Source organism: Xanthomonas sp. Leaf148 (genome assembly GCF_001423585.1).
Taxonomy (GTDB): Bacteria; Pseudomonadota; Gammaproteobacteria; order Xanthomonadales; family Xanthomonadaceae; genus Xanthomonas.
Genome location: NZ_LMOP01000008.1, coordinates 1,805,350 through 1,828,325 on the forward strand (window position 1 = coordinate 1,805,350; position 22,976 = coordinate 1,828,325).

The 22,976-nt window shown below is 62.3% G+C and carries 20 protein-coding genes, 2 tRNA genes and 1 other RNA gene; 22 read left to right on the top strand and 1 reads right to left on the bottom strand.

Translation table 11 applies throughout. The features are described 5' to 3' along the window. The first annotated feature begins 27 nt into the window (after positions 1–27). Positions 28–104, top strand: a non-coding RNA gene (locus ASF90_RS22210) — sX9 sRNA. A 90-nt stretch (positions 105–194) separates the two neighbouring features. Here the strand turns inward: ASF90_RS22210 and ASF90_RS12115 are convergent. Next, positions 195–995, bottom strand: a complete 801-nt coding sequence (locus tag ASF90_RS12115; RefSeq protein WP_055850070.1) for an SDR family oxidoreductase — start codon at positions 993–995, stop codon at positions 195–197. 112 nt (positions 996–1,107) lie between these two features. On the opposite strand from ASF90_RS12115, the gene tpiA reads away from it, so the two are divergent. The 21 genes from tpiA to infB all read left to right on the top strand — a co-directional run bounded on the left by tpiA (position 1,108) and on the right by infB (position 22,855). Next, positions 1,108–1,863: a triose-phosphate isomerase gene (tpiA, locus tag ASF90_RS12120; protein WP_055850072.1), complete on the top strand. Its 756-nt coding sequence runs from the start codon at positions 1,108–1,110 to the stop codon at positions 1,861–1,863. Positions 1,864–1,896: 33 nt separating this feature from the next. Further along, entirely contained in the window at positions 1,897–2,370 is a 474-nt protein-coding gene (gene secG / locus ASF90_RS12125; RefSeq protein WP_055850073.1) for a preprotein translocase subunit SecG, read from the top strand. A 49-nt stretch (positions 2,371–2,419) separates the two neighbouring features. Further along, positions 2,420–2,504 (top strand) — tRNA-Leu (locus tag ASF90_RS12130). Between the two features lie 105 nt (positions 2,505–2,609). Beyond that, positions 2,610–2,966 (top strand): NADH-quinone oxidoreductase subunit A, encoded by a 357-nt coding sequence (locus ASF90_RS12135; RefSeq protein ID WP_005991364.1) that lies wholly within the window; start codon positions 2,610–2,612, stop codon positions 2,964–2,966. Further along, the gene (locus tag ASF90_RS12140; RefSeq protein WP_039420570.1) at positions 2,957–3,511 is read left to right on the top strand and encodes an NADH-quinone oxidoreductase subunit B; all 555 of its coding nucleotides are present in this window, start codon (positions 2,957–2,959) and stop codon (positions 3,509–3,511) included. The genes ASF90_RS12135 and ASF90_RS12140 overlap by 10 nt, the downstream gene beginning before the upstream one ends. 36 nt (positions 3,512–3,547) lie before the next feature. After that, positions 3,548–4,300: an NADH-quinone oxidoreductase subunit C gene (locus tag ASF90_RS12145; protein ID WP_055850075.1), complete on the top strand. Its 753-nt coding sequence runs from the start codon at positions 3,548–3,550 to the stop codon at positions 4,298–4,300. After that, on the top strand, positions 4,297–5,604 hold the full coding sequence (locus ASF90_RS12150; protein WP_055850078.1) for an NADH-quinone oxidoreductase subunit D: 1,308 nt from the start codon (positions 4,297–4,299) through the stop codon (positions 5,602–5,604). The genes ASF90_RS12145 and ASF90_RS12150 overlap by 4 nt, the downstream gene beginning before the upstream one ends. After that, entirely contained in the window at positions 5,601–6,128 is a 528-nt protein-coding gene (nuoE, locus tag ASF90_RS12155; RefSeq protein WP_005991372.1) for an NADH-quinone oxidoreductase subunit NuoE, read from the top strand. The genes ASF90_RS12150 and nuoE overlap by 4 nt, the downstream gene beginning before the upstream one ends. A 3-nt stretch (positions 6,129–6,131) precedes the next feature. Next, positions 6,132–7,466: an NADH-quinone oxidoreductase subunit NuoF gene (nuoF, locus tag ASF90_RS12160; RefSeq protein WP_055850080.1), complete on the top strand. Its 1,335-nt coding sequence runs from the start codon at positions 6,132–6,134 to the stop codon at positions 7,464–7,466. Beyond that, positions 7,463–9,697: an NADH-quinone oxidoreductase subunit NuoG gene (nuoG, locus tag ASF90_RS12165; protein WP_055850082.1), complete on the top strand. Its 2,235-nt coding sequence runs from the start codon at positions 7,463–7,465 to the stop codon at positions 9,695–9,697. Before nuoF ends, nuoG begins: the two co-directional genes overlap by 4 nt. After that, entirely contained in the window at positions 9,694–10,785 is a 1,092-nt protein-coding gene (gene nuoH, locus ASF90_RS12170) for an NADH-quinone oxidoreductase subunit NuoH (protein ID WP_055850084.1), read from the top strand. Before nuoG ends, nuoH begins: the two co-directional genes overlap by 4 nt. A gap of 3 nt (positions 10,786–10,788) precedes the next feature. After that, positions 10,789–11,277: an NADH-quinone oxidoreductase subunit NuoI gene (gene nuoI / locus ASF90_RS12175; protein WP_055850086.1), complete on the top strand. Its 489-nt coding sequence runs from the start codon at positions 10,789–10,791 to the stop codon at positions 11,275–11,277. 4 nt (positions 11,278–11,281) lie between these two features. Beyond that, a complete protein-coding gene (locus ASF90_RS12180; protein ID WP_082473499.1) occupies positions 11,282–11,944 on the top strand; it encodes an NADH-quinone oxidoreductase subunit J in 663 nt (220 codons plus the stop codon). Then, positions 11,941–12,246 carry an NADH-quinone oxidoreductase subunit NuoK gene (gene nuoK / locus ASF90_RS12185; protein ID WP_006450557.1) on the top strand — a complete coding sequence of 102 codons (306 nt, stop codon included), beginning with the start codon at positions 11,941–11,943 and terminating at the stop codon, positions 12,244–12,246. Before ASF90_RS12180 ends, nuoK begins: the two co-directional genes overlap by 4 nt. A gap of 7 nt (positions 12,247–12,253) precedes the next feature. Further along, positions 12,254–14,428, top strand: coding sequence for an NADH-quinone oxidoreductase subunit L (gene nuoL / locus ASF90_RS12190; protein WP_055850088.1), 2,175 nt, complete (start codon positions 12,254–12,256; stop codon positions 14,426–14,428). Between the two features lie 20 nt (positions 14,429–14,448). Next, on the top strand, positions 14,449–15,951 hold the full coding sequence (locus ASF90_RS12195) for an NADH-quinone oxidoreductase subunit M (RefSeq protein WP_055850090.1): 1,503 nt from the start codon (positions 14,449–14,451) through the stop codon (positions 15,949–15,951). A 36-nt stretch (positions 15,952–15,987) separates the two neighbouring features. Next, positions 15,988–17,448, top strand: coding sequence for an NADH-quinone oxidoreductase subunit NuoN (gene nuoN / locus ASF90_RS12200; RefSeq protein WP_055850423.1), 1,461 nt, complete (start codon positions 15,988–15,990; stop codon positions 17,446–17,448). Positions 17,449–17,653: 205 nt separating this feature from the next. After that, positions 17,654–17,730: transfer RNA gene (locus tag ASF90_RS12205), tRNA-Met, on the top strand. A gap of 211 nt (positions 17,731–17,941) precedes the next feature. Next, positions 17,942–18,532, top strand: a complete 591-nt coding sequence (rimP, locus tag ASF90_RS12210) for a ribosome maturation factor RimP (RefSeq protein WP_055850092.1) — start codon at positions 17,942–17,944, stop codon at positions 18,530–18,532. A 4-nt stretch (positions 18,533–18,536) separates the two neighbouring features. Next, positions 18,537–20,048 carry a transcription termination factor NusA gene (gene nusA / locus ASF90_RS12215; protein ID WP_055850094.1) on the top strand — a complete coding sequence of 504 codons (1,512 nt, stop codon included), beginning with the start codon at positions 18,537–18,539 and terminating at the stop codon, positions 20,046–20,048. Positions 20,049–20,143: 95 nt separating this feature from the next. Further along, a complete protein-coding gene (infB, locus tag ASF90_RS12220; protein ID WP_055850096.1) occupies positions 20,144–22,855 on the top strand; it encodes a translation initiation factor IF-2 in 2,712 nt (903 codons plus the stop codon). Positions 22,856–22,976: the final 121 nt, after the last annotated feature.

Genomic DNA, 22,976 nt, shown 5'->3' on the forward strand with positions numbered 1-22,976 from the left:
GCGGGCGCAGCCGGTGCTTGGTGCGGCAGGTGCCACGCGTAAACTCCGGTTCTGAGTGCGCCGCCCGCACCCACCTGACGACTGCTCGCGACGTTTTGTGAGCCGTTCTAAGTCCCGGAGTTGTAAGCCATGCGCAGTGCGCGCGTGCAGAGCCGATGCGCTGCGATGCACCTGCCAACGTACAGTAACGCGTTTCAATCCAGCGGCCTTACCCGATGCGAGCCGCGCGCCATCAGTCGCAGCGCAACCGAATGCGGCAGCAGGCGCAGTGCGGCATTGACCAGCCGATAGCGCCAGCCCGGCACCGCCAGCACCTGGCCACGCTCCAATGCGGCGATGCCGTACTCGGCAACTGCATCGGCCTGCAGCCAGGCCCAGCCGGGCAGGGTGGACATCGCCTCGCGGGTGCCGGTGACATCGTGGAATTCCGACCACGCAAAGCCCGGGCACAGCGCGCACACCTTCACTGCGCAATCGGCGTTTTCCAGCGCCAGCGACTCGCTGAAGCGCAACATGAAGCTCTTGCTGGCCGCATACAGCGTCTGCCCATCGGCACTGGGCGTGAGTGCGGCAAATGATGCGACGTTGAGAATGCGGCCCTGGCCACTGGCGCGGATCATCGGCAACAGCCGCCAGGTCAGCTCGCACACCGCGCCGATCATCACCTGCAGAAAGCGCGCATGCGTGGCCCAGTCGTTGTGCAGGTAGCGGCCCGGCACGCCGTAGCCGGCGTTGTTGACCAGCGTGCCTACCGTCCAGCCATTGCGCTGGATCTGCGTCACTAGCGCCTCGACCGCCGCAGGGTCGGCCAAGTCGGCCGGCAGCACCTCTACACGTACCTGCGTGCCCAGTTCGGCGGCCAGCGCCTGTAGTCGGTCCACCCGGCGTGCGGTCAGGATCAACGGCACGCCCCGTTTGGCGTACGCCCGCGCAATCTCGCGGCCGATCCCGCTGGAGGCGCCGGTTATCAGCGCAAAGACAGGTGAAACGGACATGGCAGGTTCCTGTTGAACGAGGGGTGGGACATATGGCGGACAGAAGTGTGCCGGTTGCCGACAGGGCATGGGCTATTCTGTCGCCTGTCTTCCACTCAGGAACCTGCGCCTGATGCGTCGAAAGATCGTTGCTGGAAATTGGAAGCTGCATGGCAGCCGCGCCTTCGCCACCGAACTGGTGGCCCAGGTCGCAGCGCACATGCCCCTGGAGGGTGTCGATGTCGTCATCCTGCCGCCACTGCCTTACCTCGGTGACCTGATCGAGGATTTCGAGGCACATCACCTGTCCTTTGGAGCCCAGGACGTCAGTAGTAATGAGAAGGGCGCCTACACCGGTGAGGTCTCGGCCACGATGCTGGTGGATGTCGGAGCCGACTACGGACTGGTCGGTCACTCCGAGCGCCGCCAGTACCACCAGGAGAGTAGTGAGCTGGTGGCGCATAAGTTTGCCGCCGCCATCCACGCCGGCTTGATCCCGGTGCTGTGCGTGGGCGAGTCGCTGGAACAGCGTGAAGCCGGTCAGACTGAGGCAATCCTACGTGCCCAGCTCGAGCCGGTACTGGCATTGGTCGGCAGCGAGGGCTTTGCCCGCGCGGTGCTGGCCTATGAACCGATCTGGGCCATTGGGACCGGACGGACTGCCAGCCCGGAGCAGGCGCAGGCTGTGCACGCCTTCCTGCGTGGCGAAGTCGCGAAGGCGGATGCTAGAATTGCCGACTCTCTGCCCATCCTGTATGGGGGCAGTGTCAAGCCCGACAACGCCAGCGAGCTGTTCGCGCAGCCCGACGTCGATGGTGGGCTTGTCGGAGGCGCCTCCTTGGTGGCCGAAGATTTCCTGGCCATCGCGCGTGCGGCGGCCGCTTGTTAACCCATTAAGTTTTGTCCGGGGACGGATTTCGAAATGCTGATGTTGATCCTCAATGTGGTCTACGTGCTGGTCGCGCTGGCGATGATTGCGCTGATCCTGATGCAGCGTGGCGCGGGTGCGGCAGCCGGTTCCGGCTTCGGTGCCGGCGCGTCTGGCACGGTTTTCGGTTCGCAGGGTGCGTCGAACTTCCTGTCCAAGTCGACCAAGTGGCTGGCGGTGGTGTTTTTCAGCATCAGTCTGTTCATGGCGTGGTATGCCACCCACGGTGCCCGTCCGACCGATCAGAACCTGGGTGTGATGTCGCAGTCCGCCACCCCGGCGCCGGCTGCAGCCGGTGAGTTGACCCAGCCGTTGCCGCAGGCGCCCGCCGCCGGTGCGGTACCGACCGCTCCGTCGCAGCCTGCTCCTGCCGCCGCACCCGCTGCTGCGCCAGTGCAGTCCGCACCTGCGCCGTCGGCGCCAGCGGCCAGCGAAGAAAACGCTTCAGAACCAGCACAAAAACGCTGAAGCCGGTTACAATACGCTGCGCACTGGGATGCCCAGCGGCGCAACGTATGCCCAGGTGGCGGAATTGGTAGACGCACTACCTTGAGGTGGTAGCGACTTAGGTCGTAGGGGTTCGAGTCCCCTCTTGGGCACCATTGTTTGGCTGCAGTTCCTGTGCATTGCGACACGTCGCGCGCAGGGTCTGCCTATACCCCATGCCGGCACGCGGCGCGTGCGGGCAGAGGCAAGAGAGAATCGCTGTGCTGGCCGAATATTTGCCGAGTCTGCTGTTTCTGATCGTCGCCACTGGCATCGGCATCGTGTTGATGCTGATTGGTCGGTTCCTCGCTCCGCGCAGCCCGGACGCGCGCAAGCTTTCGCCGTACGAGTGTGGCTTCGAGGCATTCGAAGACGCGCGCATGAAGTTCGATGTGCGCTACTACCTCATCGCGATCCAGTTCATCGTGTTTGACCTGGAAATTATCTTCATCGTGCCGTGGACGCAGGTGTTCATGGAGATCGGCGCACGTTCGCTGGTCACCATGGGGCTGTTCGTCGGCATGTTGTTCCTCGGCTTTATCTACGTGTGGAAGAAGGGAGCGCTGGAATGGGAGTGATTCAGACCCTGGATCGTCTGATGACCAACCCGATGCCGGAAGGCCGGGTGGAAGACATCCTGCGCCCGGACGGCGAAAACCCGCTGCTCGAGAAGGGCTACGTGACCACCAGCGTCGACGCGCTGTTGAACTGGGCGCGGACCGGCTCGATGTGGCCGATGACCTTCGGTCTTGCCTGCTGTGCGGTCGAAATGATGCATGCTGGCGCCTCGCGTCTGGACCTGGATCGATACGGCGTGGTGTTTCGCCCGTCGCCGCGCCAGTCCGACGTGATGATCGTCGCCGGTACTTTGGTCAACAAGATGGCCCCGGCGCTGCGCAAGGTCTACGACCAGATGCCGGACCCGAAGTGGGTCATCTCGATGGGCAGCTGCGCCAATGGCGGCGGCTACTATCACTATTCGTATTCGGTGGTGCGCGGTTGCGATCGCATCGTGCCGGTGGACATCTATGTCCCGGGCTGCCCGCCGACCGCCGAGGCGCTGGTCTACGGCATCTTGCAGCTGCAGAAGAAGATCTGGCGTACCCAGACGATCGCGCGCTGATACCCGTCTTCTCCTACCGAGAGCAGCCAAGCCCCCATGGCAGAGCAAGCATCCTCCTTCACTGACCGACTTGCGGCATGTTTCGCCGGTGCCCAGATCACCGTGGCATTGCCGCGCGGCGAAGTCACGCTGGAAGTCGCCGCGGCCGATTGGCACGCCACCTGTCTGGCGCTGCGTGACGAGCTCGCTTTCGAGCAGCTCAGCGACCTGTGCGGCGTCGACTACCTGGGTTATGGCAGCGACGAGTGGGATACCGCCGACGTATCCTCGCAGGGCTTCAGTCGCGGCGTCGAAGGCAAGGGCATCGGGCGTTTTGGTTGGGGTGAATTCCCCAGCCAGGAAGGCTCCACCGGCGCGCATGCGCAGCACATGCCCAAGCAGCGTTTTGCGGTCGTTGCCCAGCTGATTTCCTACCAGCACAACCAGCGTTTGCGCGTGCGTTGCTACGCACCCGACGAGCAGGTGCCGGTGGTGGCGTCGGTGACCGATATCTGGCCGGGCGTGAATTGGTTCGAGCGCGAAGCATTCGACCTGTTCGGCATCGTGTTCGATGGTCACCCGGACCTGCGCCGCATCCTGACCGACTATGGATTCGTCGGCCATCCGTTCCGCAAGGATTTCCCGCTGATCGGCAACGTCGAAGTGCGTTACGACGAAGAGCGCAAGCGCGTGGTGTACGAGCCGGTTACCTCGGTCGAGCCGCGCGTCGGTGTGCCGCGCGTGATTCGCGACGATGCCCGTTATGAGACTGCCGCCGGTGAAGTGGGCAAGTCGGAGACCGCCAAGTGAGTGAGTTCCGCCAGGCAACCGATGCCTTCGCGAGCAATCCTGTCGAAAGCAAGCAGGAAATCCGCAATTACACGATGAACTTCGGCCCGCAGCATCCTGCGGCGCACGGCGTGCTGCGTCTGATCCTGGAAATGGACGGCGAGACCGTGGTGCGTGCCGATCCGCATATCGGCCTGCTGCACCGTGGCACCGAGAAGCTGGCCGAGTCCAAGCCGTTCAACCAGTCGGTTCCGTACATGGATCGCCTGGATTACGTGTCGATGATGTGCAACGAGCACGCCTACGTGCGCGCGATCGAGTCCCTGATGGGAATCGAAGCGCCGGAGCGTGCGCAGTACATCCGCACCATGTTCGACGAGATCACCCGCATCAAGAACCACCTGATGTGGGTCGGTTCCAATGCACTCGATCTGGGTGCGATGGCGGTGATGTTGTACGCGTTCCGTGAGCGCGAAGAATTGATGGACGTGTACGAGGCGGTCAGCGGCGCGCGTATGCACGCGGCCTACTACCGCCCGGGTGGCGTGTACCGCGATCTGCCCGATTTCATGCCCAAGTACAAGGAATCGCGCTGGCACAAGGGTGGGGCGCTGAAGAAGCGCAACGCTGCTCGCGAAGGCACGATGCTGGATTTCCTCGAGGATTTCACCAACACCTTCCCGTCGCGCGTGGACGAATACGAAACGCTGCTGACCGACAACCGTATCTGGAAGCAGCGTACTGTCGATGTCGGCATCATCAGCCCGGATCTGGCGCGTGCCTGGGGCATGACCGGTCCGATGCTGCGTGGCTCGGGGATCGAGTGGGATCTGCGCAAGAAGCAGCCGTATGCCAAGTACGACGTGGTGGATTTCGATATCCCGGTCGGCACCAACGGCGACTGCTACGACCGCTATCTGGTCCGTGTTGCTGAGATGCGCGAATCCAACCGCATCATCAAGCAATGTGTGAAGTGGCTGAAGGCCAACCCTGGCCCGGTCATGGTCACCAATTTCAAGGTCGCTCCGCCAAGCCGAGAAGGCATGAAGGACGACATGGAAGCGCTGATCCATCACTTCAAGCTGTTCAGTGAAGGCTATTGCGTGCCGGCCGGCGAGACCTATTGCGCGGTCGAAGCGCCCAAGGGCGAGTTCGGTTGCTACCTGATGTCCGATGGCGCCAACAAGCCGTTCCGCCTGCATCTGCGCGCGCCCGGCTTTGCGCATTTGTCGTCGATGGATGCGGTGGTGCGTGGTTATTTGCTGGCCGACGTCGTGGCGATGATCGGTACTTACGATTTGGTTTTCGGTGAGGTTGACCGATGAAGGCGACGGGTAATTTCGAAGCGGCGCGCGACGTCGATCCGCAGGTGGTGCTGAGCGATAAAACGCGTGCGCACATCGATCATTGGCTGGCCAAGTTTCCGCCCGATCGCAAGCGTTCGGCGGTGCTGCAGGGCTTGCACGCGGCGCAGGAGCAGAACCAGGGCTGGCTGACCGACGAATTGATCGTTGGCGTGGCCAAGTATTTGGAACTACCGCCGGTGTGGGCCTATGAGGTAGCCAGCTTCTACTCGATGTTCGAGACCGAGAAGGTCGGCCGCCACAACGTGGCGTTCTGCACCAACATCAGCTGCTGGCTCAACGGCGCCGAAGATCTGTTGGCGCACGCCGAGAAGAAACTGGGTTGCAAGCTGGGGCAGTCGACGGCCGATGGCCGCGTCTACCTCAAGCGCGAAGAAGAGTGCCTGGCGGCCTGCTCTGCAGCGCCGATGATGGTCATCAACGGCCACTACCATGAGCACCTGACGAAAGAGAAGGTCGACGCGCTGCTGGACGGGCTGGAATAAGACATGGCACATCATCACGCACCTACAGGTCCGGTCGGTCCGGCGCCGTTGCCGCATCAGGTCGTTTACACGACCCTGCATTACGACACTCCGTGGTCGTACGAGAGCTACCTCAAGACCGGTGGCTACGCAGCGTTGCGCAAGATCCTGGAAGAAAAGATCGCGCCGGCCGACGTCATCGAAATGGTCAAGGCGTCCAATCTGCGTGGCCGCGGCGGCGCCGGTTTCCCGACCGGTCTGAAGTGGTCGTTCATGCCCAAGGGCACGATGCAGAAGTACATCCTGTGCAACTCGGACGAATCCGAGCCGGGAACCTGCAAAGACCGCGACATCCTGCGTTACAACCCGCATTCGGTGGTGGAGGGCATGGCGATCGCCTGCTACGCCACCGGCTCGACGGTGGGCTACAACTACCTGCGTGGCGAGTTCCACCACGAGCCGTTCGAAAACTTCGAACTGGCACTGGCTGATGCGTATGCGAACGGCTGGCTGGGCAAGAACATTCTCGGCAGCGGCGTGGATATCGATATCTACGGTGCGCTGGGTGCTGGCGCGTACATCTGCGGCGAAGAGACCGCATTGATGGAATCGCTGGAAGGCAAGAAGGGCCAGCCGCGTTACAAGCCGCCGTTCCCGGCGAACTTCGGCCTGTACGGCAAGCCGACCACCATCAACAACACCGAGACCTATGCCTCGGTGCCGGCGATCATTCGCAACGGCCCGGAGTGGTTCCTCGGGTTGAGCAAGACCAAGAACGGCGGTCCGAAGATTTTCTCGGTGTCCGGCTGCGTGCAGAAGGGCGGCAACTTTGAAGTGCCGCTCGGCACCACCTTCGACGAACTGCTGGAAATGGCCGGTGGCCTGCGTCCGGGCCGCACCCTCAAGGGCGTGGTGCCTGGCGGCGTGTCGATGCCGGTGCTGAAGGCTGATCAGGTTGCCGGTCTGCAGATGGATTACGACACCTTGCGTGCGCTGGGCACCGGTCTGGGATCGGGCGCCATCGTGGTGCTGGACGACAGCGTGTGCTGCGTGCGTTTTGCCTGCCGCATCTCGCAGTTCTTCCACAAGGAATCGTGTGGCCAGTGCACCCCGTGCCGCGAAGGCACCGGCTGGATGCACCGCGTGCTGGAGCGCATCGTCGCCGGCAAGGCCACGATGGAAGACCTGCACCAGCTGCGTACCGTGGCCGGTCAGATCGAAGGGCACACCATCTGCGCGTTCGGTGAAGCGGCAGCGTGGCCGATTCAAGGCTTCCTGCGCCAGTTCTGGGACGAGTTCGAGTACTACATCGTCAACGGTCGTTCGATCGTCGACACGCACGTCGGAGTGGCCGCATGAGCGCCCAACCAGTGAACCCGGACGTGCCGCCGGATCATGTCACCGTCGAAATCGACGGGCAGAGTCTGGTCGTGCCGAAGGGCTCGATGATCATTCAGGCCGCCGACAAGGCCGGCATTCCGATCCCGCGCTTCTGCTATCACGAGAAGCTGCCGATCGCTGCCAACTGCCGCATGTGTCTGGTGGATGTCGAAAAGTCGCCCAAGCCGTCGCCTGCCTGCGCCACGCCGGTGATGGATGGCATGAAGATCGCCACGCGCAGCGAAAAGGCGCTGAAGTACCAGCGCAGCGTGATGGAATTTTTGCTGATCAATCACCCGCTGGATTGCCCGATCTGCGATCAGGGTGGCGAGTGCGAGTTGCAGGACGTCTCGCTCGGCTACGGCCGGTCGGTGAGCCGCTTCAACGAGCGCAAGCGCGTGGTGCAAGACGAGGATATCGGTCCGCTGGTCGCCACCGAAATGACTCGCTGCATCCAGTGCACCCGTTGCGTGCGCTTCACTGCAGACATCGCCGGCACCTACGAGCTGGGTGGCATGTACCGCGGTGAAAACCTGCAGATCGGCACCTACGACGGCAAGCCGCTGACCACCGAAATTTCCGGCAACGTCATCGACGTCTGCCCGGTGGGCGCGCTGACCAACAAGGTGTTCCAGTTCCGCGCACGTCCGTGGGAATTGATGGCGCGCGAATCGCTGGGTTACCACGATGCGATGGGCTCGAACCTGTTCCTGCATGTGCGTCGTGGCGAAGTGCTGCGCACCGTGCCGCGCGAGAACGAAGCAGTCAACGAATGCTGGCTGTCCGATCGCGACCGTTACTCGCATCAGGGTCTGTACGCCGAAGACCGCGCGGGCAAGCCACTGAAGAAGGTCAACGGCGAGTGGACCGAAGTGAGCTGGACCGAAGGTCTGGCTGCTGCGACCCAGATCCTGCGTGACAATGCCGGCGATCAGCTTGGCGTGCTGGTGCATCCGTCCACCTCGAACGAGGAAGGCGCGCTGCTGGCACGTCTGGCCGAAGGCCTCGGCAGCGGCAATCTGGATCACCGGCTGCTCAATCGGGATTTCTCCGACGCTGCGGTTGCCGAAGCCTTTGCAACGCCGCTGGCCGAGATCGAGCAGGCCGATGTGGTGGTGTTGTTCGGCACCAACGTGCGTCACGAGCTGCCGTTGCTGCATGCACGTCTGCGCAAGGCGCACATCCAGAACCGCACGCAGATCCATTCGGTCAACCCGGTCGATTTCGATTTCGCATTCACGCAGGCGAGCCGCGCCGTGGTCGCGCCGTCGCAGCTGGCAAGCGCACTTGACGACGCCGCGCTACGCGATGCGGTCAAGGGCGCAACGCGCGCCGTGATCGTGGTTGGTGCATTGGCTGAAAATCATCCGCAGGCGGCGGCACTGCGTGCTGCTGCACGCAACTTTGCTGCGGCAACGGGCGCTTCGCTGTGCCGTATCCCGCAGGGCGCGAACGCGGTGGGTCTAGTGTCGCAAGGTGTGTTGCCAACAGCGCGTGATGTGGCCGGCATGCTGGCGCAGCCGCGTCAGGCGTACGTGCTGTACGGTATCGAGCCGGGCCTGGATTTTGCCGACGCCGCTGCTGCACGCAGCGCGCTGGCCGGTGCCAAGGTCGTTGCCTTCAGTCAGTTCGCCTGCGCTTCAACGCGCGATGTGGCTGACGTGATCCTGCCGATCGGTGCATTGCCGGAAATCGATGCCTCGTTGACCAATCTCGACGGTCGCGTGCAGACGGCGCGTGCCGCAGGCCGCTTGCCGGTCGAAGCGCGCGAAGGCTGGCGTGTGCTGCGTGCGCTGGGTGGCGAGCTGGGTCTGGCTGGTTTCGAGTTCATCGATCTGGTCGGCCTGCGTGCCGGCATGCAGAATCGCGATGTGCGCCCAGTGGCCTCCGCTCAGCCGCAGGCGACTAGTGACGGACTGGAAGTCGCAGCGACTGCTGCGATCTACCGCACCGATGCGGTAGTGCGTCGCGCCGCTGCGCTGCAGTCGCATCCGCTCAATATCGCACCGTGCGTGGCGATGCACCCCGAACAGGCTGCGCAGCTGCAGATCGCCGATGGGCAGATGGTCAAGGTCGGCACCGACGCGGGTAAGGCGACGTTGCCGGTGGTGCTGGACAAGCGCGTTGCGCCGGGCACGGTGTGGATTGAATCCGGCCATGGCGCAACCGCGCCGCTTGGTGCCGGTCGCGTAACAGTGGTGGCTGCATGAACGAATTGCTGTTGAACGTGGTCGACCCTTTGCACCAGTGGTTTCTCGGACTGGGCGATGGCGGCATCTTGTTGTGGACCGTGTTGAAGATCCTGTTGATCGCCGTGCCGGTGATCGTCTCGGTGGCCTTCTACGTGGTTTGGGAGCGCAAGCTGATCGGCTGGATGCATGTGCGTCACGGGCCCATGTACGTGGGCATGGGCATCTTTCAGGCTTTCGCCGACGTGTTCAAGCTCCTGTTCAAGGAGATCCTGCAGCCCAGCAGCTCGCACAAGGCGATGTTCATCATCGCGCCGCTGTTGACGCTGGCGCCTGCATTCGCGGCGTGGTCGGTGGTGCCGTTCGATGCGCAGCTGGTGCTGTCCAACGCCAATGTCGGTTTGCTGTATTTGCTGGCGATGACCTCGCTGGGCGTTTACGGCATCATCCTGGCGGGCTGGGCATCCAACTCCAAGTACGCGTTTCTGGGCGCGATGCGCTCGGCGGCGCAGGTGGTCAGCTACGAAATCGCGATGGGGTTTGCGCTGGTCGGCGTCATGATCGCCTCGGGCAGCGTCAACCTGAGCCAGATCGTGTTGGCGCAGGGTGGTAATTCGGGCTTCTTCGACTGGTTCCTGATTCCGCTGTTCCCGTTGTTCATCGTGTACTGGGTCTCCGGCGTTGCCGAAACCAACCGCGCGCCGTTCGACGTGGTGGAGGGCGAATCGGAAATCGTCGCCGGCCACATGGTGGAATACTCGGGCGGTGCGTTCGCGCTGTTCTTCCTGGCCGAATACGCCAACATGATCCTGGTCAGCTTCCTGATCTCGATCTTCTTCCTCGGTGGCTGGCTGAGCCCGATCCAGGGTTGGGTCACAGCGGATATCTCGCCGTGGATCGACTGGGTGTGGAAGGGCGGTTGGCCGTGGCTGCTGATGAAGGTGTTCTTCTTCGCCAGCGCTTACATCTGGTTCCGTGCCAGCTTCCCGCGCTACCGCTACGACCAGATCATGCGTCTGGGTTGGAAGGTGTTCATTCCGCTCACGATCGTGTGGATCGCAGTGACGGCGTTGATGGTGTTTTACGGCGTGATCCAGAAGGGCGTGTAACCGATGAACAAGATCACCCATTACTTCAAGAGCCTGCTGCTGCTCGAACTGCTCGCAGGCTTGTGGCTGACGTTTAAGTACACGTTCAAGCCCAAGTACACCGTGCTGTATCCGATGGAGAAGTTTCCGCAGTCGCCGCGTTTCCGTGGCCTGCATGCGTTGCGTCGCTACCCCAATGGCGAAGAACGCTGCATTGCCTGCAAGCTGTGCGAAGCGGTGTGCCCGGCGCTGGCGATCACCATCGACTCGGCCAAGCGCGAGGACGGCTCGCGCCGTACCACGCGTTACGACATCGACTTGTTCAAGTGCATCTTCTGCGGCTTCTGTGAAGAAAGCTGCCCGGTGGACTCGATCGTCGAGACGCACATCCTCGAGTACCACTTCGAGAAGCGTGGCGAAAATATTGTCAACAAGCCGCAGCTGCTGGCGATCGGAGACCGGCTAGAAGCCGAGATCGCCGAGCGTCGCGCTGCCGATGCCGCCTTCCGTTGAGGTCATGATGGACTGGGTCTCTATTGCTTTTTACGCCTTCTCCGCAGTCGCGGTGGTGTCCGCTGGTGCGGTGATCAGCGTGCGTAACCCGGTGTATGCCGTGTTGTGCCTGATCCTCACCTTCTTCTCGATGGCGTGTATCTGGTTGCTGGTCGGTGCCGAGTTCCTCGGCGTCACGCTGGTGCTGGTCTACGTCGGCGCAGTGATGGTGCTGTTCCTGTTCGTGGTGATGATGCTGGACATCGACACCAGCCGGTTGCGCGAGGGCTGGGTTAAATACATGCCGCTGGGCGTGATCGTTGCGGTGGCGATGCTGGCACAGATGGTCACCTTGATCGGGGTCAAGGCGCGCACTGCCACGCCGTTCCCGGTCGACAACGCGGCAGCGCAAGCCGCCGACAGTTCTAACCTGACCTGGCTGGCCAAGAGCCTGTACACCGAGTTCCTGCTGCCGTTCGAATTTGCCGCCGTGATTCTGACCGTGGCCGTGGTGGCTGCAGTGATGCTGACCTTGCGTAAGCGCACCGGCATCAAGCTCCAGAACGCCAGCGAGCAATCCCGCGTGAAGGCGGGCGACCGTCTGCGCATCGTCAAGATGGCAGTCGAAAAGCCAGCACAGGTTGCGCCGCGCGTCGATGCGGCCGACGGACAGGAGGCGAAGTCTTGATTACCTTGGGCCACCTGCTTGGACTGGGCGCGGTGCTGTTCTGCATCTCCCTGGCCGGCATCTTCCTCAACCGCAAGAACGTCATCGTGTTGCTGATGTCGATCGAGTTGATGCTGCTGTCGGTCAACGTCAACTTCATTGCGTTTTCGCGCGAGCTGGGCGACCCCGCCGGTCAGTTGTTCGTGTTCTTCATCCTGACCGTTGCCGCCGCGGAGGCCGCTATCGGCCTTGCGATCCTGGTGACTCTGTTCCGCACGCGCCGCACGATCAATGTGGCCGAAGTCGATACGTTGAAGGGCTGACCTGTAGATGGAAATCACTCTCTCCAAGAGTCTGTTGATTGCGGTGGTGCTTGCACCGCTGATCGGCAGCATCATCGCCGGCCTGTTCGGTCGCCAGGTAGGGCGCAAGGGCGCGCAATACGTCACCATCCTCGGCGTGGCGGTCAGCTGCGTGCTGTCGTGCCTGACGCTGTACCAATTGGTGGAGCAGGGCGCCAGCCCGTTCAACCAAAACCTGTACACCTTCTTCGACGTCGGTAATTACTCCGCGCATGTCGGCTTCATGGTCGATCGCCTGACCGCGATGATGATGGTGGTGGTGACCTTCGTGTCGCTGCTGGTGCACATCTACACCATTGGCTACATGGAAGAAGATCCCGGCTACCAGCGCTTCTTCAGTTACATCTCGTTGTTCACCTTCTCCATGCTGACGCTGGTGATGAGCAACAACTTCCTGCAGCTGTTCTTCGGCTGGGAAGCGGTGGGTCTGGTGTCGTACCTGCTGATCGGCTTCTGGTTCAAGCGCCCGACTGCAGTGTTCGCCAACATGAAGGCGTTCCTGGTCAACCGCGTGGGCGACTTCGGCTTCATTCTCGGCATCGCTGGCGTGCTGTTGTGGTTCGGCTCGTTGGATTACTCCACCGTGTTTGCCAACGCGACCACCATGGCCAACGCCAAGGTGCAGTTGTTCGCTGGCCACGAATGGAGCGTGATGACGCTGATCTGCATCTGCCTGTTCATCGGCGCGATGGGCAAGTCGGCGCAGGTGCCGCTGCATGTGTGGCTGCCTGACTCGATGGAAGGCCCGACCCCGATCTCGGCACTGATCCATGCTGCGACCATGGTCACCGCCGGCATCTTCATGGTGGCGCGCATGTCGCCGCTGTTCGAGCTGTCGGAAACCGCACTCAACTTCATCCTGTTCATCGGTGCGACCACGGCCTTCTTCACCGGCTTGATCGGCATCGTGCAGAACGACATCAAGCGCGTGGTCGCGTACTCGACGCTGTCCCAGCTCGGTTACATGACTGTGGCGCTGGGCGTGTCGGCCTATTCGGCTGCCGTGTTCCACCTGATGACGCATGCCTTCTTCAAGGCGCTGCTGTTCCTGGCGGCGGGTTCGGTCATCATCGGCATGCACCACGAGCAGGACATGCGCAAGATGGGCGGCCTGCGCAAGTACATGAAGGTGACCTACTGGACCAGCGTGATCGGTACGCTGGCACTGGTCGGTACGCCGTTCTTCTCGGGTTTCTACTCGAAGGACACCATCATCGAAGCCGCTGCGCACCACGCGCACGAATCGCATAGCTGGATCGCGACTTACGGCTACTGGTCCGTGCTCGGCGGCGTGCTGGTCACCAGCTTCTACAGCTTCCGGCTGCTGTTCCTGACCTTCCACGGCAAGGAGCGTTTTCGCGATGCTCATGCGCACGATGCGCATGCACATCACGACAGCGCGCACACCGATGCCGAAGCGCAGGTGCATGCCCACGACAGCCACGCGCACGATGCACATGCGCATGACAGCCATGGCCACGACGATCACGGCCATGGTCACCACGGTGTTCACGAGCCGCACGAGTCCAAGTGGGTGGTGACGTTGCCGCTGATCCTGCTGGCGATTCCGTCGGTGGCGATCGGTTTCTTCACCATCGGCCCGATGTTGTTCGGTACCGATTGGCAGGGCCACCACGCGGCGCACGCGCTCAAGGGGCAGGCCGTGTCGTTCTTCACCGGCATCGTCGACTTCTACGATCCGGCGCGCGATACCGTTGGTGCGCTCGCAGAAGAATTCCATGGCCCGGTGGCGTTCGCGTTGCACGGCATGATGGCGGCGCCGTTCTTCCTGACGGTCGCTGGTCTATTGCTGGCCGCGCTGTTCTATCTGTGGAAGCCCGACCTGGCCACCAAGTCGCGCAAGGCGTTCGCGCCGATCGTGTGGCTGCTGGAAAACAAATACGGCTTCGACAAGCTGTGGATCAATGGCTTCGCCGGTGGCGGTGTTGTCCTTGGCAAGGCGTCACGCGCAATCGACACCCATGTGGTCGACGGCGTGGTCGTCAATGGTTCTGCCCGACTGATCGACCTGGCTGCAAATCTGCTGCGTCGCACGCAATCCGGTTTCCTCTATCACTACGCCTTCGCAATGATCATCGGTTTGATCGCCTTGTTGGCGGTACTGATGCATTTCTGGCGTTGACCTGTACGGAATAAGAAAACGTGTCGAACTGGCCTTTACTGTCTATCTTGATCTGGCTGCCGATTATCGGTGGCGCCCTGATCCTTGCGTTGCGCAACGCCGAGACTGCCCGCTGGGCGTCCTTGGCGGTGGCGGTGGCGACCTTTGTGCTGAGTCTGCCGCTGTTGGGCTACGACACCGCCAATGACGCGATGCAGTTCATCGAACTGCATGCCTGGATTCCGGCTTACAACATCGGCTACAACCTGGGCGTGGATGGCATCGCGGTCGCGTTGATCGTGCTCACCACATTGGTGACGGTGCTGGCGCTGATCGGCGCCTGGCGCTCGATCGACAAGCGCGTCAATCAGTACGTCGCCGCGTTCCTGATTCTGGAGGGCGTCACCGTCGGTATCTTCGCTGCCACCGACGCGATGCTGTTCTATGTCTTCTTCGAAGCCATGCTGATCCCGATGTTCCTGATCATCGGTGTCTGGGGCGGTCCGCGACGTATCTATGCGGCGATGAAGTTCTTCCTCTACACCTTCCTCGGCTCGGTGCTGATGCTGGTGGGTCTGGTCTACCTGTATCTGAAGGGCGGCAGTTTTCAACTCGCCGACCTGTACGCGCTGCAGCTGACCGCCAAGGAGCAGACCTGGATCTTCTTCGCGTTCTTGATCGCCTTTGCGGTCAAGGTGCCGATGTTCCCGGTGCACACCTGGCTGCCGGATGCACACGTCGAAGCGCCGACCGCCGGTTCGGTGATCCTGGCTGCGATCGCGCTGAAGATCGGCGGCTACGGGTTCCTGCGCTTCAACCTGCCGATCGTGCCGGATGCCAGTCACGAGTTCGCCTGGTTGGTCATTGCGTTGTCGCTGATCGCGGTGGTCTACGTCGGTCTGGTGGCATTGGTGCAGGAAGACATGAAGAAGCTGGTGGCGTACTCGTCCATCGCGCACATGGGCTTCGTCACCCTGGGTACCTTCATTGCCTTCACGCTGGTGCGTGAGTACGGCAGCACCGACGCTGCGCGTCTCGGCTTGCAAGGCGCGATGGTGCAGATGATTTCGCACGGCTTCGTGTCTGGCGCCATGTTCTCCTGCATCGGTGTGTTGTACGACCGCATGCACACGCGTCGCATCGCCGATTACGGCGGCGTGGTCAATGTGATGCCGTGGTTCGCCACTTTTGCGATGTTGTTCTTCATGGCCAATGCCGGTCTGCCGGGTACCAGCGGTTTCGTCGGCGAGTTCATGGTGATCCTGGCCAGCTTCCAGAAGCATCCGTTGGTTGCCTTCGCTGCCGCCACCACGCTGGTGATCACTGCCGCCTACACGCTGTGGCTCTACAAGCGCGTGTTCTTCGGCGAAGTGGCCAACGCGCATGTGGCCGAGCTGAAGGACATCAATGGCCGCGAGGCCTTCGTGCTGGGGGTGTTCGCTGCTGGCGTGCTGGCCCTGGGCCTGTATCCGAAGCCGCTGACCGATCTGATGGAACCATCGATCGCCAAGCTGGCTACCCAGATTGCCGCGACCAAGCTGTAACTGCTTGCCGTACGTACCGATTTTCAGGATTTGATGATGACCACGCCAACGCTCGCGCCGTTGACCACCGCTGACCTGGCTCCGCTTGTTCCGGAGCTGGTGCTGATCGGCGGCGCCTTCGCACTGCTGATGCTCGACCTGTTCATGAGCCAGCGGAACAAGGTCTGGACCCACTTGTTCTCTATCGCCGTTCTGGCCGTGGTGTTTGCGTTGTTGGCAACCGGCACAGGCGGGCAGGGCGACATTTTCAATGGCATGTTCGTGCGCGATACCGCTGCGGATGTCATGAAGACGGTGATCGTGCTCGTCAGCGGGTTGAGCCTGGTGTATGGCTGGACCTACCTGCGCGAGCGCAATCTCTATCAGGGCGAAATCCCGGTGTTGGTGTTGTTCGCCACCGCCGGCATGATGCTGCTGGCCTCGGCAGGCAGTCTGCTGATGGTCTATCTGGGACTGGAACTGCTGGCGCTGTGTTCGTACGCGCTGGTCGCATCCAATCGCGACAACGGCCTGGCCACCGAAGCGGCGATGAAGTATTTCGTGCTGGGTTCGTTGGCGTCGGGTCTGCTGCTGTACGGCATGTCGCTGGTCTATGGCGCTACCGGCACCTTGAGCCTGGCGGGCATCCATGACGCGATCGACGGCTCGGGTGAGCGCACACTGCTGCTGACCGGCACCATCTTCATGATCGCTGGCGTTGCATTCAAGCTGGGCGCCGCGCCGTTCCATATGTGGCTGCCCGACGTCTATCAGGGCGCACCGGCACCGATCGCGCTGTTTATCAGTTCGGCACCGAAGTTGGCTGCATTCGGCATGGCCTACCGCCTGCTGGAAGTGGGTATGGGTCCGTTGTCGCCGCAGTGGCATCTGCTGATTGGCGGGCTGTCGGCACTGTCGTTGGTCATCGGTAACCTGATGGCCATCGCGCAGAGCAATCTCAAGCGCATGCTTGCGTATTCGACGGTGTCGCACATCGGCTTCCTGCTGATGGGCGTGGCCGGTGGCGGCGAAGAAGGCTATGCGGCTGCGATGTTCTATGCGGTGAGCTACACCATCATGTCGACCGCTTCGTTCGGCGCGATCATCGCGTTGTCGCGCAACGGCTTTGAAGCGGAGAACATCGACGACTTCAAGGGGCTCAACGCGCGTAACCCGTGGATGGCTGGCCTGGTGCTGTGCATCATGGCTTCGCTGGCGGGCATTCCGCCGTTCCTCGGCTTCTGGACCAAGCTCGCCGTGCTGGGCGCGGCGGTGAAGGGCGACATGCTGTGGCTGGCGCTGGTAGGTGTGCTGTGCGCGGTGATTGGTGCGTACTACTACCTGCGTGTCATCAAGGTCATGTACTTCGACGAACCGGTTGGTGAGCCGTTGCCCGCCAACAACGATCGCGTCCTGGGCACAGTGCTGGGCGTCAACGCACTCGCATTGCTGGCGCTGGGTCTGGCCTGGAGCCCGATCATGGTGTGGTGCCAGCGCGCGTTTGCTGGTCTTGCGTAAGCGGGTAGACGCGCGCGACGCTGACGCAGCGGCGTTTGCTGCAGGTGTATGGCGCGGATCTGAAATAAAGTTGTGATTGGTGTTTCGTTTTTGTTGCATTGCGGTTATCATTCGCCGCGACGTTGGACACTCGCCAAAGTGTTCAACAGATGAAAAACTTAGGGCTTGCAATTGCCGCTCAAGTTCTTCATAATTCCGCTTCTGCTGCGGGGTGGAGCAGTCTGGCAGCTCGTCGGGCTCATAACCCGAAGGTCGCAGGTTCAAATCCTGCCCCCGCTACCAAGTTTGAATTGCTGCTTTAATGAGGTTTGCCTTAGGGCAGCAGTTCATGTTCTTGGATCGCAAAGACGCATGTTCCCGTCTTTGCGCCGACCCTGAGAGGTCGGGCTTTTTTCACGCAAGGGGCCCATCGGGCCCCTTGTTTTTTCCGGAACCGGAAAGTTTGCTGCCGGTTGCCGGGGTTCTACTGGCAATCATTTGATCAGGGCAGTCTGTGAGCGAAAAAGCGACCGAAATCGCGAACCTGCTGAGTCCAACGGTTGAGTCCCTGGGCTTGGAACTGCTGGGCGTGGAGTATCTCCCCGCGCCAGGTGGCGCCACGTTGCGCCTTTACATCGATGTGCCGCTGGCCGAACAGCCCGAGCGTGTGATCAACGTCGACGACTGCGAGCGCGTGAGCCGTGAAGTGTCGGCCCAGCTCGACGTCGAAGACCCGATCAGTGGCAACTACACCCTGGAAGTGTCATCGCCGGGTGTGGACCGTCCCTTGTTCACCCTCGAACAGTTCGCGCGCCATGCCGGCGAGTCCGCAAAGATCGTGTTGAAGCTTGCGCAGGATGGTCGGCGCCGTTTTCAGGGTCAGATCCTGCGTACCGAGTCTGAGTCCGAGGCCGTAGTGTTTTCGGTCGATGGCAAGGACGTCCAGATCGGCTTCGACAACATCGACAAGGCGCGCATCCTGCCGGATTGGGTTGCCTTGGGCCTGGCGCCGCAAAAACCGAATAAGCCCGGCCCGAAAAAACCCGGGCACGACAAGAAGAAACCATCCAACGAGTCGGCGGCTGGCAAGCCGCGCGCGGAGTGACTAAATGAGCAAGGAACTTTTGCTGGTAGTGGATGCGGTGGCCAACGAAAAGGGCGTGCCGCGCGAAGTGATCTTCGATGCGATCGAGGCCGCGTTGGCTTCCGCAGCGAAGAAGCGCTATCCCGACCAGGACGTGCTGGCACGCGTGACCATCGACCACAAGGACGGTAACTACGAAACCTACCGTCGTTGGGAAGTAGTCGCCGACGACGTGGTGATGGAATCGCCAGATCGCCAGGTGCGTCTGATGGATGCCATCGACGAAGCCGATGGCGTGGATGTGGGCGACTACATCGAAGAACAGATCGAAAACCCGGATTTCGGCCGCATCGCCGCGCAGGCTGCCAAGCAGGTGATCGTGCAGCGTGTGCGCGAAGCCGAGCGTCAGCAGGTTGTGGACGCATGGAAGGATCGCGTTGGCGAGTTGATCACCGGTGTGGTCAAGCGTGCCGAGCGCGGCAATATCTTTGTCGATCTGGGTGGCAATGCCGAAGCCTTCATTCCGAAGGACAAGGGCATTCCGCGCGACGTGTTGCGCCCAGGCGACCGCGTACGCGGCTATCTGGCCGAAGTGCGTTCCGAACCGCGTGGCCCGCAGCTGTTCATCAGCCGCGCTGCGCCGGAATTCATGATCGAGCTGTTCAAGCTCGAAGTGCCGGAAGTCGGTCAGGGTCTGGTCGAGATCAAGGCCTGCGCACGTGATCCTGGCGACCGCGCCAAGATTGCGGTGATTGCGCACGATACGCGTACCGATCCGATCGGTGCCTGTATCGGTATGCGCGGCTCGCGCGTGCAGGCGGTGTCCAACGAGCTCAATGGCGAGCGCGTGGACATCGTGTTGTGGAACGAGAACCCGGCCAACTTCGTGATCAACGCGATGGCGCCTGCTGAAGTGCAGTCGATCATCGTCGATGAAGACAAGCACTCGATGGACCTGGCCGTGGCAGAAGACCGCCTGGCGCAGGCAATCGGCAAGGGCGGCCAGAACGTGCGTCTGGCCAGCCGCCTGACCGGTTGGCAGCTCAACGTGATGACTGCCGACCAGGTGGCCGCCAAGTCCGAGGCTGAACAGGCATCGGCGCGCCAGCTGTTTATGGATCGCCTGGAAGTGGACGAAGAAATCTCCGCGATCCTGGTGTCCGAAGGCTTCAACACGGTCGAAGAAATCGCCTACGTGCCGGTCGGCGAACTGCTGGCGGTGGAAGGCTTCGACGAAGACATCGTCGAAGAACTGCGTGCCCGTGCCCGCGATGCGCTGCTCAACGCCGCGCTGGCCGAGGAAGAAGGCCTGGAAGGAACTCAGCCCACCGAGGACCTGCTGGCGCTGGAGGGGATGGACGAGGAAACGGCCTTTGCTCTGGCCGAGCACGGCGTGCGTACCAGCGAGGACTTGTCCGACCTGGCAGCGGACGAGATCGTCGACTTCGGCATCGAGGGCATGACCCAGGAGCGCGCCTCGGCGCTGATCCTGGCGGCCCGCGCCGAGGAGATCGCCCGTTTGGAGCGCGGCGAATGAGCCGGCAATGAACCGCGCCCTGACCCCATCAGGGCTTAGAATCAGCGTTTCCCTTGCTCTGGGCGAGGGGGCGCCAACCAGATCATAGGATCCGAATGTCGCAGCAAACCACCATCCGCAAGCTTGCCGAACTGGTCAACACGCCGGTCGATAAACTGCTGGTTCAACTGGCCGAGGCCGGAATGAAGTTCAGCGGTCCCGACCAGGTCGTGACCAGCACCGAGAAGATGAAACTGCTTGGCTTCCTGCGTCGCACGCATGGCAAGTCCGATGCACCTGCCGAAGCGGCAAGCGAAGCAGCCAAGAAGATCACGCTGAATCGGCGCAAGCTGCAGGAAGTCACTGTCAGCGCCGGCCGCACCAAGACCACGGTCAACGTGGAAGTGCGCCAGAAGCGGACGTACGTCAAATCCGAGAACGAAGTCGGCGGCCGTGCCGTGCCGATGACGCCGGACGAAGAGCGTGCCGACATCCTGGCCAAGCTCGCTGCATCGCGTCAGCGCAATCTCGACGAGCAGCAGGCCCTGGCCGAAAGCGACCGTGTGCGCGATGAAGCGATTCAGCGCAAGCGCGACGAAGAGCAGGCCGCAAAAGACCGTGTAGAAGCCGAGCGCAAGGCTGCCGAGGAAGCCGCTGCGGCTGCCAGTGCGCCGGCCCCGGTTGCCGCTGCGCCGACGCCGTCTTCGGCGCCTGCTGCGCGTGCACCGTCTTCGCCGTCTTCGGCACCGCGTCCGGCCCGTCCGGCTGGCGCGTCGCCCGCTTCGCGTCCGGCGACGCCGGCACGTCCGGATGACCGCAATAACGCAGCCAAGCACAAGACGCGCGGTTCGCACGTCATGGTGGCTGGCGTCGAAGACGACGATGCGACCAAGCGCTTTGCTGGTCAGCTGCATCTGTCGGCCGCCGATCGCGCGCGTCGTTCCAACGTGCGTGGCAAGCCGACCGGTCGTCCGGGTTCGTCGTCGTCGCGTCGCGGCAATGATGGCGGTCGTGGCAGCAACCAGAGCAACAGCGGCCCGCACGGGTTCGAGCGTCCGACTGCACCGGTGGTGCGTGAAGTGGCGATCGGCGAGACCATCACCGTGGCCGATCTGGCGCAGAAGCTTGCGCTCAAGGGCGGCGACGTGGTCAAGGCGCTGTTCAAGATGGGCGTCATGGCGACCATCACCCAGAGCATCGATCACGACACCGCTGCACTGGTGACCGAAGAACTCGGCCACAAGGCAGTGCGTGCGGACAATGCCGACTTCGAAGATGCGCTGCTGGCGCATTCCGAAGACGCGCAAGGCGAGACCACCTCGCGTCCGCCGGTCGTGACCATCATGGGTCACGTCGATCACGGCAAGACCTCGCTGCTGGACTACATCCGTCGCACCAAGATCGCTTCCGGCGAAGCTGGTGGCATCACTCAGCACATCGGTGCGTACCACGTCGAAACCGGCCGTGGCGTCATCAGCTTCCTGGATACGCCCGGCCATGCCGCGTTTACCTCGATGCGTGCGCGCGGCGCCAAGATCACCGACATCGTGGTGCTGGTGGTTGCGGCCGACGACGGCGTCATGCCGCAGACCAAAGAAGCAGTGGCGCATGCCAGGGCGGCAGGCGTGCCGTTGATCGTGGCGGTCAACAAGATCGACAAGGCCGGCGCGGATCCGCTGCGGGTCAAGAACGAATTGCTGGCCGAAAACGTGGTTGCCGAAGATTTCGGCGGCGATACCCAGTTCATCGAAGTGTCGGCCAAGGTCGGTACCGGTGTGGACACGCTGCTGGATGCGATTTCGCTGCAGGCCGAAGTGCTGGAACTCAAGGCAGTGGCCGATGGCCGCGCCAGCGGTACCGTGATCGAATCCTCGCTGGACAAGGGCCGTGGCCCGGTCGCAACGGTGCTGGTGCAGCAGGGCGCGCTGAAGCGTGGCGACTACCTGGTGTGCGGTATTCAGTACGGCCGCGTGCGTGCGCTGTTCGACGAAACCGGCCATCAGCCGGCCTCGGCAGGCCCGTCGATTCCGGTGCAGGTGCTCGGCCTGTCCGGTGTGCCGGAAGCTGGCGATGACTTCGTGGTCGTCGACGACGAGCGTCTGGCCAAGGACGTGGCACAGCAGCGCGAAACCAAGCGCCGCGAATCGCGTCTGGTCGCCTCGGCAACCAACCGCATGGAAGACATCCTGGCCCAGATGGGCAAGGGCGAAGGCCAGCAGGTGTTGAACCTGGTGATCAAGGCCGACGTGCAGGGTTCGGTGGAAGCGCTCAAGCAGTCGCTGGTGGCGTTGTCCAACGACGACATCCGCATCAACGTGATCCATTCCGGCGTGGGCGGCATCACCGAGTCGGATGCGAATTCGGCAGCGGCGTCCAAGGCCACGATGATCGGCTTCAACGTGCGTGCGGATGCATCAGCGCGCAAGATCGTCGAGTCCAATGGCATCGATCTGCGTTACTTCTCGATCATCTATGACGTGATCGATCAGGTGAAGCAGGTTGCGTCCGGTCTGCTCGGCGTGGAAATCCGCGAAGAGATCATCGGTATTGCGCAGGTCCGCGACGTGTTCCGCAGCTCGAAGTTCGGTGCGGTTGCAGGCTGCATGATCATCGAAGGCGTAGTGAAGCGCAGCAAGCCGATTCGCGTGCTCCGCGACAGCGTCGTGGTGTTCGAGGGCGAGCTGGAATCGCTGCGTCGCTTCAAGGAAAACGTCGACGAAGTGCGCAACGGTACCGAGTGCGGTATCGGCGTGAAGGCTTACAACGACGTCAAGCCTGGCGATCAGATCGAGTGCTTCGAGCGTATCGAGGTTGCCCGCACGCTGTAATGGCTGCCGGGGCCTGCGGCCCCGGTCTTCCACACAGGCGATGGTGTAAGCAAGTTCTGCAAGGCGAGGGCGGCATGGCCGCCCGCGTTCGTTTTTGGCTTCGGTGCCATCTGGCCCTCCG

Coding starts and splice junctions, on each gene's coding strand:
- ASF90_RS12115 (WP_055850070.1), bottom strand. CDS start 995: ATGTCCGTTTCACCTGTCTTTGCGCTGATAACCGGCGCCTCCAGCGGG.
- tpiA (WP_055850072.1), top strand. CDS start 1,108: ATGCGTCGAAAGATCGTTGCTGGAAATTGGAAGCTGCATGGCAGCCGC.
- secG (WP_055850073.1), top strand. CDS start 1,897: ATGCTGATGTTGATCCTCAATGTGGTCTACGTGCTGGTCGCGCTGGCG.
- ASF90_RS12140 (WP_039420570.1), top strand. CDS start 2,957: ATGGGAGTGATTCAGACCCTGGATCGTCTGATGACCAACCCGATGCCG.
- ASF90_RS12145 (WP_055850075.1), top strand. CDS start 3,548: ATGGCAGAGCAAGCATCCTCCTTCACTGACCGACTTGCGGCATGTTTC.
- nuoE (WP_005991372.1), top strand. CDS start 5,601: ATGAAGGCGACGGGTAATTTCGAAGCGGCGCGCGACGTCGATCCGCAG.
- nuoF (WP_055850080.1), top strand. CDS start 6,132: ATGGCACATCATCACGCACCTACAGGTCCGGTCGGTCCGGCGCCGTTG.
- nuoG (WP_055850082.1), top strand. CDS start 7,463: ATGAGCGCCCAACCAGTGAACCCGGACGTGCCGCCGGATCATGTCACC.
- nuoH (WP_055850084.1), top strand. CDS start 9,694: ATGAACGAATTGCTGTTGAACGTGGTCGACCCTTTGCACCAGTGGTTT.
- nuoI (WP_055850086.1), top strand. CDS start 10,789: ATGAACAAGATCACCCATTACTTCAAGAGCCTGCTGCTGCTCGAACTG.
- ASF90_RS12180 (WP_082473499.1), top strand. CDS start 11,282: ATGATGGACTGGGTCTCTATTGCTTTTTACGCCTTCTCCGCAGTCGCG.
- nuoL (WP_055850088.1), top strand. CDS start 12,254: ATGGAAATCACTCTCTCCAAGAGTCTGTTGATTGCGGTGGTGCTTGCA.
- nuoN (WP_055850423.1), top strand. CDS start 15,988: ATGACCACGCCAACGCTCGCGCCGTTGACCACCGCTGACCTGGCTCCG.
- nusA (WP_055850094.1), top strand. CDS start 18,537: ATGAGCAAGGAACTTTTGCTGGTAGTGGATGCGGTGGCCAACGAAAAG.
- infB (WP_055850096.1), top strand. CDS start 20,144: ATGTCGCAGCAAACCACCATCCGCAAGCTTGCCGAACTGGTCAACACG.